The 12,151-nt window shown below is 70.6% G+C and carries 12 protein-coding genes; 6 read left to right on the top strand and 6 right to left on the bottom strand.

Annotated features, from left to right (window positions below):
• Positions 1-4: 4 nt before the first annotated feature.
• From ACTOWY_RS20490 to ACTOWY_RS20480, 3 genes are read right to left on the bottom strand one after another with little or no spacing between them, the layout of a single operon-like run.
• Positions 5-538, bottom strand: coding sequence for a phage tail protein (locus tag ACTOWY_RS20490; protein WP_247763581.1), 534 nt, complete (start codon positions 536-538; stop codon positions 5-7).
• A 14-nt stretch (positions 539-552) separates the two neighbouring features.
• Positions 553-2,151: a phage tail sheath subtilisin-like domain-containing protein gene (locus ACTOWY_RS20485; RefSeq protein WP_441311245.1), complete on the bottom strand. Its 1,599-nt coding sequence runs from the start codon at positions 2,149-2,151 to the stop codon at positions 553-555.
• A 4-nt stretch (positions 2,152-2,155) separates the two neighbouring features.
• Complete coding sequence (locus ACTOWY_RS20480; protein ID WP_441311244.1) at positions 2,156-2,983, bottom strand: N-acetylmuramoyl-L-alanine amidase; 828 nt, start codon at positions 2,981-2,983, stop codon at positions 2,156-2,158.
• A 223-nt stretch (positions 2,984-3,206) separates the two neighbouring features.
• Between ACTOWY_RS20480 and ACTOWY_RS20475 the strand changes: the two genes are divergently transcribed.
• Positions 3,207-3,887, top strand: a complete 681-nt coding sequence (locus tag ACTOWY_RS20475; protein ID WP_441311243.1) for a maleylpyruvate isomerase N-terminal domain-containing protein — start codon at positions 3,207-3,209, stop codon at positions 3,885-3,887.
• Between the two features lie 22 nt (positions 3,888-3,909).
• On the opposite strand, the gene ACTOWY_RS20470 is transcribed toward ACTOWY_RS20475, so the two are convergent.
• Together ACTOWY_RS20470 and ACTOWY_RS20465 are read right to left on the bottom strand one after the other, a co-directional pair.
• On the bottom strand, positions 3,910-4,467 hold the full coding sequence (locus tag ACTOWY_RS20470; RefSeq protein WP_441311242.1) for a dihydrofolate reductase family protein: 558 nt from the start codon (positions 4,465-4,467) through the stop codon (positions 3,910-3,912).
• A complete protein-coding gene (locus ACTOWY_RS20465; protein WP_441311281.1) occupies positions 4,464-5,891 on the bottom strand; it encodes an amino acid permease in 1,428 nt (475 codons plus the stop codon). Before ACTOWY_RS20465 ends, ACTOWY_RS20470 begins: the two co-directional genes overlap by 4 nt.
• A gap of 226 nt (positions 5,892-6,117) precedes the next feature.
• Between ACTOWY_RS20465 and ACTOWY_RS20460 the strand changes: the two genes are divergently transcribed.
• Positions 6,118-6,321, top strand: a complete 204-nt coding sequence (locus ACTOWY_RS20460; protein WP_185003781.1) for a cold-shock protein — start codon at positions 6,118-6,120, stop codon at positions 6,319-6,321.
• 353 nt (positions 6,322-6,674) lie between these two features.
• Here ACTOWY_RS20460 and ACTOWY_RS20455 read toward each other — a convergent pair whose 3' ends face one another.
• Complete coding sequence (locus tag ACTOWY_RS20455; protein ID WP_441311241.1) at positions 6,675-7,649, bottom strand: ornithine cyclodeaminase family protein; 975 nt, start codon at positions 7,647-7,649, stop codon at positions 6,675-6,677.
• 152 nt (positions 7,650-7,801) lie between these two features.
• Between ACTOWY_RS20455 and ACTOWY_RS20450 the strand changes: the two genes are divergently transcribed.
• The 4 genes from ACTOWY_RS20450 to arsC are packed head-to-tail and all read left to right on the top strand — an operon-like array spanning position 7,802 to position 12,047.
• Complete coding sequence (locus tag ACTOWY_RS20450; RefSeq protein ID WP_441311240.1) at positions 7,802-9,379, top strand: aldehyde dehydrogenase family protein; 1,578 nt, start codon at positions 7,802-7,804, stop codon at positions 9,377-9,379.
• Positions 9,376-10,536: an NAD(P)/FAD-dependent oxidoreductase gene (locus ACTOWY_RS20445; protein ID WP_441311239.1), complete on the top strand. Its 1,161-nt coding sequence runs from the start codon at positions 9,376-9,378 to the stop codon at positions 10,534-10,536. Before ACTOWY_RS20450 ends, ACTOWY_RS20445 begins: the two co-directional genes overlap by 4 nt.
• 12 nt (positions 10,537-10,548) lie before the next feature.
• Positions 10,549-11,703: a Glu/Leu/Phe/Val family dehydrogenase gene (locus ACTOWY_RS20440; protein ID WP_441311238.1), complete on the top strand. Its 1,155-nt coding sequence runs from the start codon at positions 10,549-10,551 to the stop codon at positions 11,701-11,703.
• 5 nt (positions 11,704-11,708) lie between these two features.
• Positions 11,709-12,047, top strand: a complete 339-nt coding sequence (gene arsC / locus ACTOWY_RS20435) for an arsenate reductase (glutaredoxin) (protein ID WP_441311237.1) — start codon at positions 11,709-11,711, stop codon at positions 12,045-12,047.
• The last annotated feature ends 104 nt before the right edge of the window (positions 12,048-12,151 follow it).

The following is a 12,151-nucleotide window of genomic DNA, read 5'->3' as shown; positions in this document are numbered from 1 at the left end:
GGCCTCAGCCCGTCGGATCGTCGAAGCTGTTGTCCGCGGCCACGACCACCGAATCGTCGCGCACCCAGCCCTCGTGCTCCAGCTTGATCGACTGGATCAGCACCGCGTTCGCGTTACCGTCCAAATCGGACAGTGGCTTGTACTCCGAGACCCACGCCTTGTGCAGTTCGTAGGAGAGCACCTTGCGGCCGCCGTCGTCGAAGACGTCGATCAGCAGGTCCCGGCGGAAGTCCTTCAGCGAGGTCTCCACCCCGCCAGCGGCGTTGCGGAAGCTCCAGACCTTGTTGGCCCACTTCTCGAACTCCGGGTCGAGGGTCACCCCGCGTTCCAGGGTGATGGCCTCGTAGTCGGTGCGGCCGGGCAGTTTGTAGCTCAGCGACGGGTCGCCGCCGGAGCGGTGCTTGACCACCTCGGTGGTCCGGGTGAAGCCGGTGACCTTGGAGATCCCGGCGATGTAGTCGCCGTCGCCGAACTTCACCCGGAACCGGAAGTTCTTGTACGGGTCGACCCGCGTGGTCTTGGGGTTCGCCTGTGGCATGGCCGTGTTCCTTCCTACACCTGGACCTGGCCGGCGAGCTGCTGAATGTTGATCAGCACGAACTCGGCCGGTTTGAGCGGGGCGAACCCGACGAGGATGTTGAGGATCCCGCGGTCGATGTCGTTCTGCGGGTTGTTCTCCCGGTCGCACTTGACCAGGTACGCCTGCTGCGGCGTCTGGCCCTGGAACGCGCCTTGGCGGAACAGGGTGTTCATGAACGCGCCCACGTTGAGCCGCACCGAGGACCACAGCGGCTCGTCGTTGGGCTCGAAGACCACCCACTGGGTGCCGCGGAACAGGCTCTCCTCCAGGAACAGCGCGAGCCGCCGCACCGGCAGGTACTTCCACTGGTCGGCCAGCCGGTCCGCGCCTGCCAGGGTGCGCGCGCCCCAGACCACGTTGCCGGTCACCGGGAACTGGCGCAAACAGTTGAGCCCCAGCGGGTTCAGCCTGCCGTGCTCGGTGTCGGTGAGATTCCCGGCCAGTTCCTGCACGCCGTTGAGGCTGGCCTCGGTGCCCGCGGGGGCCTTCCAGACGCCGCGCTGGGCGTCGGTGCGGGCCCAGATCCCGGCGACCACACCGCCGGGCGGGAACTCGCGCACCCCGCCCTCCTCGGCCGGGTCGGCCAGGGTGACCCACGGGAAGTAGGCGGCCACGTTCTTGCGCTGTCCGCTGCCGATGCCGAACGGGTTTCCGGTGGCGGCGGTCACCGCGTCGCTGACCGTCTTGACCGACTTCGTGGTCTCCACGATGAACATCGCCCGGCGCTGCTGGCAGTACTCGGCGGCCTGCGGGTAGACCGTGGCGGACAGGCTCCCGGTCTCGCTGATGCCGGGCAGGTACAGCATGTTGAAGATGTCGGTGCGGTCCAGCGCCCACAGCCCGGTCTTGGTGTTCTGGTCCCCGGTGTAGCTGGTGGCGGTGAGGACGTTGTCCTCGGTCGCGGCGCCGAACTGGGTGTAGGGCGTGGTGTCGGTCTCGCCCTCCTCGGCCGCGGCCGGGGCCGAGTCGCCGAGCGGGTCCTTGCCCACCGGCGGGTCCGGGTGCTCCGGCGGCCGGTCGGTGGGTCCCGTGTTGTTCGCGGGCAGACGCACCAGCGCCGAGGAGCGCAGCACCTTCGGCAGCGCCCGCGGGCTGTTCGGGTCGGTGGAGATGTTGAGGTAGCGCTCCTCGGCTCCGGTGCCGGTGTCCCTGATGGTGAGGTTGTACAGGCTGGTGTCGGCGGGGTCGGCGGTGTCGTGGTCTACCCGGAACCGGATCTTGCTGCCCCAGGCGCCCGCGCCCGATGCCGCCAGCTTCAGTTCCGCGGGCGCGGTGCCATGCTGGCCCGCCGCCGAGGTCGCGTTCGCGCCGACCAGCCGGACGATCTCGGCCTCGCTGCCGCCGTTGAGGTAGAACTGGTAGACCGCGTGGCTCAGCGGAACGCTGGCGTGCAGGGCGCCGAAGGTGGCGGTGTAGTCGGCGAAGCTGGTGATGTGCACGGGCACGTTGGCCGGGCCGCGCAGCGCCGCCCCGACGAAGGCCGCGACTGAGGTGGGCACCCCGGTGATGGTGCGGACCGCGCTCGGCAGCTCGTTGATGTAGACGCCCGGATAGGTCGGCTGGACCGGCATCACCTCACCCCTGGTCCTGGCCAAGGGCCTGGCGGGCCCCGGCCTCGGCTGCCTGGGTGATCGCGGCGACGTCGACCTGGCGGCCCTGGGCGAGCTGGCCGACCGCCTCGGTCAGGCCTGCGATGCGGCCGGTGAGCTGGCTGATGGCGTAGTCGGTGCGCCAGTCGCTGTGCGAGATCTGGGCGCGGAGATTGGTTTTCCGGCCGCTGTTGTTCGGGTTGTCGAACTCCTCGTTGAGGATGTCCCGGACTGCCCGATAGGCGTCGTCGTAGCTCACATCGTCTCCTTGGTTGTTCAGCCAGCGAGCCACACTCGCCCTGAATCCCTGCATATCGCCCGGCCAACGAGCCGGGTCAATCTTCCGCTTGGTCCATTCCTTATGTCCGATAGCCCATTCCGCACCACGCCCGATATGCCGCAGCAAAGCCGCCACTCCACGCGGATAGGCCTCGATCTGGGCCTGGGTCCAGTCACTCGGTCCCACCCCGCTGGACTGCGCCTCGACACCGATCAGATAGGGGTTCGCGTTGTTCGCGGGCAGTCCGGCGTAGGCACCCTTCCCAGCGTGGTTGGCCAGGCCGGATGCCACGATGAACCAGGTCCCGTCCCGGCCGAGTCCCAACTGCGCCAACGGTGGCGGCGTTTCGCCGTTGCCGTTCAACAGGGTGGTCAGCGCCGGAAAGTTTCCGGCCGCCAGTCCGCCGGTGTGGTGCAGCAGGACACCGCGCAGATCGCGCATTCCGTCCGCGCCCCTGGTGCGCCAGCCGTTGACCTCGGAAACCTTCAGCCCGGCGCCGCGAAGCACATCGGGCAGCCAAAGCAGTCTTGCCATGTCACAACCCCCATCCCCTCGCGCACCGGACGTTGTGCGTCCAATTCACTCCTGGCGCGGCTTGACACCGAGGGTCGGGGAGAAAACCGGGCCCGACAAGGAATTGCAGGGTCGGCTGCCCCATCGGGAAGTCGGCCGAGCCTGAAAAGGCGTGCGAGCAGGAATTCCGCTAGGGGTTGTACGTAAATGTACGTAGCGAACGCCACCCGATAGAGTGCGGCGCATGCGCGTCGATCACCACGACGGCCAGACGGCCTTCCTCGAAGCGCTTTCCGCGCTGCTGGCGGTCTGCGACACCCTGGACGACACCAGGATGCTGGCGGCCAGCCGGTGTCACGGGTGGACGGTCGGCGACGTGATCGCGCACGTGCACCTGGGCCTGCAGGAGATGCTGCTGGGCCTGGTCTCCCCCACCGAGGCCGAGCCGGACACCGACGCGGCCAGCTACTGGCAGGGCAGGCTGCCCGGCAACGACAACGAGGCGGACCGGATCGGGCAGATCCAGTACGTGCGCAGGCTCACCTCGGCCTACCGCCGCCCCACCGGCCTGCTCGGCCACCTGCGCCCGACCGCGGACGCGGTGTCCAGGATGGTCAGCGCGCTGCCGCCGACCACCGTCCGGTTCCAGGGCAAGGTGCTGGCCTCCGGGGACTTCCTGGCCACCTGGGCGGTCGAGGTGGCCGTGCACCACCTGGACCTCAAGCACGAGCTGACCCTGCCGCCGCCCGCGCCCGCCGCGCTGAAACTGGCCCGCACCACGGTGGAATCCCTGGCGGGCGCGCCGATCCTGCCCGCGCTCGACGATGAGGTGGTGGTGCTGGCCGGCACCGGCCGGGTGCCGCTGACCGACTTCCAGCGCCGCACCGCGGGCCGCTTCGCCGCCCGGCTGCCGGTGTTCGGGTAGTTCCCGCCCGAGGCCCGGCCGCTCAGCGTTCGTAGCGGAGCAGCACCACCCCGTTGCCGAAGCCGCGGCTCTCGGCCAGCCGCAGGTCCGCGCGGAGGTCCAGTGCCGGGAACAGCGGGCGGCCCCGGCCGAGTAGCACCGGGTGCACGTAGACCCGGAACTCGTCGATCAGGTCGTGCTGCCGGAACGCGCGGGCCAGGGTGGGGCCGCCAACGCAGATGTCGCCGCCGGGCGCCGCCTTGAGCGCGCGGATCTCGGCCACGTCGACCACGCGTTTGACCGTGGTGTTCCACTCCGTGCTGACCGGGCTGCTGCTGTAGACCCACTTCGGCTTGTCCCGCCAGATCGGGGCGAACTCGGCCTCCGCCGGGCTGGCCTCCGGGCTGGCGTCGGCGGTGGGCCAGTAGGCGGCCATCAGCTCGTGTGTGACCCTGCCCTCCAGGAACATGTCCCACTGCCGGATCTGCTCGTTCATGTGCAGGTGCAGTTCCTCGTCGACCTGGTGCCAGTCGATCTCCCGGTCCGGGCCCTCGTAGTAGCCGTCCAGGGACATCCCCATCGAGAACAGCAGCTTTCTCATCGCCCCAGTATGCCGAGGTCGACCGAGCCGCCGGGGACGACTTTCCGGGTGGCGCGGTAGCTGTAGGCGAGGTAGACGACAAGACCGATCAGCAGCCACAGCCCGAACCGCCACCAGGTCTCGGCCTTGAGGAAGGTCATCAGCCACACCGAGAAACCCACGCCCAGCAACGGGATCACCGGCATGCCGGGGCAGCGGAACCCGCGCGGCAGGTCCGGCCTGCGGTAACGCATGACCACCACCGCCAGGCACACCAGCACGAAGGCGAACAGCACGCCGATGTTGGTCAGCTCGGCCGCCTCGCGCACCGGCAGCAGACCGGCCAGCACCGCGGCCACCCCGCCGATGATCCAGGTCGCCCGGTGCGGCACCTGACGGCGCGGGTGCAGCGCGCCGAACCAGCGCGGCATCAGGCCGTCCCGGCTCATCGCGTACCACAGCCGGGAGGCGCCCATCATGAAGGAGAAGCTCACCGTGACGATGCCCAGCACCGCGCCGATCGCGATCACCGTGCCGACCCCGCCGAGCCCGACCGACTCGAACGCCGCGGAGAAGCCGCGCGCCGGGTCGACCTGGGTGTAGTGCACCATCCCGGTCAGCACGATGCAGGCCAGCGCGTAGAGCACCATGCAGATGCCCAGCGACAGCAGCATCGCCTTGGGCAGATGTCGTTGCGCCTGCTTGGATTCCTCCGCCGCGGTGCTCAGCGCGTCGTAGCCGAACACGGCGAAGAACACCGTGGCCGCACCCGCCACCGCACCGCCGAAACCGAAGGGCGCGAACGGTTCCAGGTTCGCACTGTCCACTTGGGTCAGTCCGACCACGATGACCAGCAGCACCACCGCGATCTTGACCACGGTGAGCACCACGTCCACCCGCGCCGAGGTCCGGGTGCCCCGGTTGAGCAGCCAGGCCACGCCAAGGCAGATCAGCATCGCGACCAGGTCCACCCGGTGTCCCTCGCCAGTGCCCGGCGCGCCCATCATCCACACCGGCAGGTCGATTCCCATGCGCTCCACCAGGAATCCGACGTAGCCGGACATGCCGATGGAGACCGCGGCCACGATCGCGGTGTACTCCAGCAGCAGGTCCCAGCCGATGATCCAGCCCACCACCTCGCCCAGCACCGCCGAGGCGTAGGTGTAGGAGGACCCGGCGCGCGGCACCATCCCGGCGAACTCGGCGTAGGCGAAGGCGGCGCACACCGAGGCCGCGCCCGCGATCAGGAACGAGATCAGCACCGCGGGCCCGGCCACATCGCGGGCCACCGCGCCGGCCAGGCTGAAGATCCCGGCCCCGATGATCGCGCCGACCCCGATCAGGGTGAGCTGCCCCAGCCCGAGCACCTTGGCCATCCGCGGCTGCCCGGTGTCCTCCAGCGGAGGCAGCGTGCGCCGGAAGATCCCGCGCGGCCCCGTGCCCAGCAATCCGTCGCCCACGCGATCACGCACCCTTCGTGTGCCAGGTCACACCGTGCCCCGGAGCTTGGCCGCAGGGCGGGTCTCCGGGGAAGGCGACTGAGCGCGACGAACCCTCACGCTCAGGCACAGCAGCGCTCGCGCAAGCACACAATCCGGTGGTGGAATATCCGAAATCGCTCCGGCGGGGTATGGTTCCGTCGTTAGCTTGATTTTTAGCGTCGGAGGATTTGTGGCAACCGGTAGTGTGAAGTGGTTTAACGGCGAAAAGGGTTTCGGTTTCATCGCTCAGGACGAGGGCGGCCCTGACGTCTTTGTGCACTTCTCGGCGATCAATGGGACCGGGTTCAAGGAGCTCCAGGAGGGCCAGAAGGTCACGTTCGACGTGACCCAGGGCCCGAAGGGCCCGCAGGCTGAGAACGTCACCGGACACTGATTTCGGTGGTCTGACTGACGTCAGGCAAGCCGGACTGTCGCACTTTTTGACAGTCCGGCTTTTTCGTCCCGGATAAACGGGGTCCCACTCCGCTTCTCCTCGCAGAAAACGGAGATCGCCTCCGGTTAGAGGAGTGTGCATGCGCCTCCGGGGCCTGGCTGCTCCGGCTCGGGCCGCTCCGGCAGCGCCGGGCCGCTCGCCCGGCCGCTCACCCAGCCGCCCGCCGCCGACCGCGGCCGCCGGGTCCCGCGGCGGCCGGAGCACCCCGATCGGGGGACTTTCCCGGCCGGTGTGACCCACGCCTCATCCGGGTCTCCGAGCGGTTCGAGCTGGTCACGGGGGCGGGCCCGCTCCTAGCGCTTGGCCGCGTGATGCCGCGACAACACCAAGGCCGCGGCCGCCGCATCCTGCACGCCAAGCCCCACGCTGTTGTAAACCACCAGATCACTGGGCCGCCGCCGCCCAGGCCGCGTCCCGCACAGCACCTCGCCCAGCGAGGTCAGGTCCCCCTCCCGCAGCACCCCGTCCGCCACCGCGCGGATGATCGGCCCCGCGTGCCCGGTCGCCGTCCGCACGTGGTCCACCACCACGTTGTCCGCCCGATCCAGCAACGCCTGATCCAGCTCATGCCGGTCCGGCGCGAACGACCCGACGCTGACCACCGTCGCGCCCCTGGCGACCTCGGCGGTCGGCACCACCGGCGTGTGGCTGAGCGTCCCGGCGATCACCAGGTCCGCGTCGCCGACCGCGGCCGCCGCGTCGCGCACCGGGATGACCTCCATGCCCAGCTCCGCCGACAGCTGCGCGGCCGTGCCGGCGCACCGTTCCCGGTTCGGGCTCCACATCCGGATCCGGCGCAGCTTGCGGACCCTGGCCAGCGCCCGCACGTGCCAGCGGCCCTGCACCCCGGATCCCAGGATGGCCAGGTCGCCCGCGGTGGGCTGGGTGAGGGCGTCCACGGCTACCGCGGAGGCGGCGGCGGTGCGGACCGCGGTGAGGCCGCCGCCGGCCAGGACCGCGAGGACCTCGCCGGTGAGGGGGTGCAGGACGACCAGGGTCGCGGTGACGGCGGGCAGGCCGCGGGCGGGGTTGCCGGGCTGGACGCTGACGACCTTGTTCACCACGCCGTGCGCGGTGGAGACCCGGCCCAGGTAGCTGAGCACGGTGGAGCCGTCGGGGCTGTCCAGCACCGCCTTCTCCGCGACCAGGCCGCGGCCCTCGCCCAGTGCGGTGAACGCCTGCCGCTGGCTGTCGATCACCCCGTCGAGGTCGAGCAGGGCCGACACCTCGGCCTCGTTCAGCACCACGGGTCCCGCGCTCAAGGTCATGTCCTCCAGTCTGGCCACAAGCCGAGCCGCTCGGCCACGTGGTTACTACCTGTGTCCAGGGTCGCCGAGGCCAACTCTCCGTGACGCTGAGCCCGAGCAAGAGTGCGCGTTGAGCGGCTTGCCCGCCCCGGCCCGGCCCCTACGGTGATCTGGTGGACACGACGACGTTGGCCTCGGTGGCATCGGTGATCGACGGCAGGACCCCGACGAGCGGAACCGGATACCTCTCCCGCAACCCCGCCGACCTGGCCGACGTGGTCACCGCGGTCCGGCTGGGCACGGCGCAGGACCTGGTCGAGGCGGCCAGGGTGGCGCGCACCGCGCAGGCGGAGTGGGCGCAGGTGCCCGCGCCGGTGCGCGGCCGGGTGATCGCCAACCTGGGCCGGCTGGTCGAGGCGAACCAGGAGACCCTGGCCAGGCTGGTCACCAGGGAGATCGGCAAGCCCTACGCCGAAGCGCTCGGCGAGGTGCAGGAGATCGTGGACACCTGCGACTTCTTCCTGGGCGAGGGCCGCCGCCTCTACGGGCAGACCGTGCCCAGCGAGATGCCGGACAAGCAGCTGTTCACCTTCCGCGTGCCGGTCGGCGTGGCCGCGATCATCACCGCGGGCAACTTCCCGGTCGCGGTGCCCTCCTGGTACCTGGTGCCCGCGCTGCTGTGCGGCAACGCGGTGGTGTGGAAGCCCGCCGAGTACGCCGCGGCCAGCGCCGCCGCCTTCGCCGAACTCGCTTGGCGCGCCGGGGTTCCGGCCGGGGTGCTCGGTCTGGTGATCGCCGACGGACCGTCCACTTTCGACGGTCTCACGCTGGCCCTCGAACAGCGGCTGGTGGACAAGGTCGGTTTCACCGGTTCCAGCGCGGTCGGGGAGAAGATCGGCGAGCTGTGCGGCAGGCACCTCCAGTCCCCCTGCCTGGAACTGGGCGGCAAGAACCCGATGGTGATCACCGAGGACGCCGACCTGGACCTGGCCGTGGAGGGCGCGTTGTTCTCCGGCTTCGGTTCGGCCGGGCAGCGCTGCACCTCGCTGGGCACAGTGATCGTGCACGAGGACGTGCGCGCGGAGTTCACCCGCCGCTTCGACGCGGCCGTGCGCGCCGCGGTGGTCGGCGAACCGCACGGCCCGATCCTCTACGGACCGTTGCTGGACCAGAAGTTCGCCGACTCCTATGAGTCCACATTGGACTGGATCCAGCCGCATCACACCGTGCTCGGGTCCACCGCGATCGGCCGGATCGGCGCCGAGGCCCCGCGCGAGGGCTTCCACGGCGAGGCCGGGACCGGTCTGTACTACCACCCGGTGATCGTGGACGGGGTGCGCCCGGACGACCGGATCTTCCTGGAGGAGACCTTCGGGCCGATCGTCGGCATCATCGGCTACCGCGACTTCGAGCAGGCGGTCGAGCTGGCCAACGCGCCCGGCTACGGCCTGTCCTGCTCCATCTACACCACCGATCCGGCCAAGGCGTTCCGGTTCCGGCAGCGGATCGGCGCGGGCATGGTCAGCGTCAACAACTCCACCTCCGGCGCCGAGGCGCACCTGCCCTTCGGCGGCAATGGCCGCTCCGGCAACGGTTCCCGGCAGTCCGGCATCTGGGTGCTGGACCAGTTCACCCGCTGGCAGTCGATGAACTGGGACTTCTCCGGCAAGCTGCAGAAGGCGCAGATGGACGTGGCGACGGTGGAGCCGGAACTGGGCTACCGGCTGCCCGAGCACTGGGCCGGGCGGTGACCGGCCGCGCCCCGCTGCCCGCGGCCGCCGATGTGGTGGTCGTCGGCGGCGGGGTGATGGGGGTCAGCGCGGCCTTCCACCTGGCCGAGGCCGGAGCACAAGTCCTTGTGCTGGAACGGGATGAGCTGGGTTCGGGCAGCACCTGCCGGGCCGCGGGCGGGGTGCGCGCGCAGTTCTCCGACCCGGTCAACATCGCACTGGGCCGGCGCAGCCTGGCCGCGTTCGAGAACTTCGCCGCACGGCCGGGCGGGGAGATCGACCTGGCCCAGCACGGTTACCTGTTCCTGCTGGACGATCCGGCCGACGTGGCCGCGTTCGAGGCCAGCGTGACCCTCCAAAATGGACTCGGCGTGCCCAGCCGGATGCTCGATGTGGCTGAGGCGAAACGACTGTCGCCGCTGATCGACATCGAGGGTCTGCTGGCCGCCGCCTACTCCCCCACCGACGGCCACTGCACCCCGGAGGCCGTGGTGCAGGGCTACGCGCGGGCCGCCCGCGGGCTCGGCGCGACCATCCGGCGGCAGTGCGCGGTCACCGGGATCGACACCGTGGACGGGCAAATCCGCGCGGTGCGCACGGACGAGGGGACCGTGCGCACCACGACGGTGATCTGCGCGGCCGGGGCCTGGTCGGCCGCGGTCGGCGCGATGGCCGGGGTGGACCTGCCGGTACGCCCGTTGCGCAGGCAGATCCTGGTCACCGAGGCGATCCCGGACCTGCCGCCGGAGCTGCCGATGACCATCGACTTCGGCAGCAGCTTCTACTTCCACGGCGAGGGCGCCGGGCTGCTGATGGGCATGTCCGATCCGGACGAGCAGTTCGGTTTTCACCTCTCCCGCACCGATTCCTGGCTGCCCCGGCTCGGCGCGGCGGTGTCCCGGCGGGCGCCCGCGCTGACCGAGGTCGGCATCGCGCACGGCTGGGCCGGGCTCTACGAGATCACCCCGGACCACAACGCGGTGGTCGGCGAGGCGCCGGAGGTGAGCCGGTTCCTCTACGCCACCGGCTTCTCCGGTCACGGCTTCCTGCAGGGCCCGGCGATCGGCGAGGTGTTGCGCGACCTTGTGCTGCACCGGGATCCGGTGGTGGATGTGTCCGCTTTGGACGTTCGCCGGTTCGCCGAGGCCGCGGTCCGGCCCGAACACAACTGCGTCTGAGAGGAATCCTGGGTGGACCTGCACGAGTTCGACGAGTGGGGCCCGGAGAAGATCGTCAGCGTCGCCGACTCGCGCACCGGGATGCGTGGCGTGCTGGTCATCGACAACACCGCCCGCGGCTCCGGCAAGGGCGGCACCCGGATGGCCCCCGGCGTCACCGTCGCCGAGATCGCCCGGCTGGCAAGGGTGATGACCTGGAAGTGGGCCGCGGTCGACCTGTTCCACGGCGGCGCCAAGGCCGGTATCCGCTGGGATCCCACCAGTCCGGACAAGGAAACGGTGCTGCGGGCCTTCGTCCGGCGGCTGGCCGATCAGATCCCGTCCAGCTATGTGGCCGGGCTGGACATGGGCATGACCGAGGCGGACGCGGCGATCATCCAGGACGAGCTGGGCGACCGGGGCGCGGCGGTCGGCGTGCCCGAGGAACTCGGCGGCGTGGCTTACGACAAGATCGGCGTCACCGGGCACGGCGTGGCCGAATCGGTGGACGCGGCACTGCACCTGCTGGAGCGCCCCACCGCGGGCAGCCGGATCTCCGTGCAGGGCTTCGGCGCGGTCGGCCTGGCCGCCGCCCGCCGCCTGCACGAACTCGGCGCGGTCGTGGTGGCCCTGTCCACCACTGAGGGCGCCGTGCACGACCCGGACGGTCTGGACGTGCCGTACTGGCTGGCCCAGCGGGCCGAACACGGCGACGCCTGCGTCAAACTCGCCCCGGCCGCGCACCGGATCGCCGCGGGCGAGGAACTCCTGGTCGACTGCGAGGTGCTGATCCCGGCCGCCATCCAGGACGTGATCGACGAGCGGCTGGCCGGTCAGATCAGGGCGAACCTGGTGGTGGAGGGCGCGAACCTGCCCACCAGTCCCGCCGCCGAACAGCTGCTCGCCGAGCGCGGGATCGCGGTGGTCCCGGACTTCATCGCCAACGCCGGCGGCGTGGTCGCGGCCGCCTTCGCCATGGACGCCCGCTACTCCCCGTTCCGCCCCGACCCGGCCGCGATCATGGCCACGGTGGCGGCCAGGATGCGCGCGAACACCGAGCTGGTGCTCACCGAGTCCCGCCGCACCGGCACCCTGCCCAGGGCCGCGGCGATGCGGCTGGCCCAGGACCGGGTGCGCACCGCCATGGCGTTGCGCGGCCGGCTGCCGCGGGTCCGCTCGGCAGAATGACCGGCATGGCGACGATCTACCACAACCCCCGGTGTAGCACCTCCCGCAACACCCTCGCGCTGCTCCGCGACTCCGGCGCCGAGCCGACCGTGATCGACTACCTCAAGACCCCGCCGACCCGCGAGGAGCTGGCCAGGCTCATCGCGGACGCGGGCCTCACCCCCGCTCAGGCGGTGCGGCGCAAGGAAAAGCTGTTCACCGAACTGGCCCTGGCCGAGGCGGACGACGAGGCGCTGCTCGACGCGATGGCCGAGCACCCAATCCTGATCGAGCGCCCGTTCGTGGTCACCGCCAAGGGCACCCGCCTGGCCCGCCCGATCCAACAGGTCGAGGAAATCCTCTAACCAAGCACCCACCCGCACCGTGTTGGCCGTTATGGACGGCGAGTTGGCCGTTACGGACGGCGAGTTGGCCGTTGCGGGCGGTGCGTTGGCCGATATGGACGGTG

The sequence above is a fragment of the Crossiella sp. CA198 genome (assembly GCF_052078295.1).
GTDB lineage: Bacteria > Actinomycetota > Actinomycetes > Mycobacteriales > Pseudonocardiaceae > Crossiella.
Note: the sequence above shows the minus strand (reverse complement) of the source record. Positions and strands in the feature narration are given on the sequence as shown.

Bases quoted from the DNA above. Each gene is read 5' to 3' on its own strand.
- ACTOWY_RS20490 (WP_247763581.1), bottom strand. From the start codon at position 538: ATGCCACAGGCGAACCCCAAGACCACGCGGGTCGACCCGTACAAGAAC.
- ACTOWY_RS20485 (WP_441311245.1), bottom strand. From the start codon at position 2,151: ATGCCGGTCCAGCCGACCTATCCGGGCGTCTACATCAACGAGCTGCCG.
- ACTOWY_RS20480 (WP_441311244.1), bottom strand. From the start codon at position 2,983: ATGGCAAGACTGCTTTGGCTGCCCGATGTGCTTCGCGGCGCCGGGCTG.
- ACTOWY_RS20475 (WP_441311243.1), top strand. From the start codon at position 3,207: ATGCGCGTCGATCACCACGACGGCCAGACGGCCTTCCTCGAAGCGCTT.
- ACTOWY_RS20470 (WP_441311242.1), bottom strand. From the start codon at position 4,467: ATGAGAAAGCTGCTGTTCTCGATGGGGATGTCCCTGGACGGCTACTAC.
- ACTOWY_RS20455 (WP_441311241.1), bottom strand. From the start codon at position 7,649: ATGACCTTGAGCGCGGGACCCGTGGTGCTGAACGAGGCCGAGGTGTCG.
- arsC (WP_441311237.1), top strand. From the start codon at position 11,709: ATGGCGACGATCTACCACAACCCCCGGTGTAGCACCTCCCGCAACACC.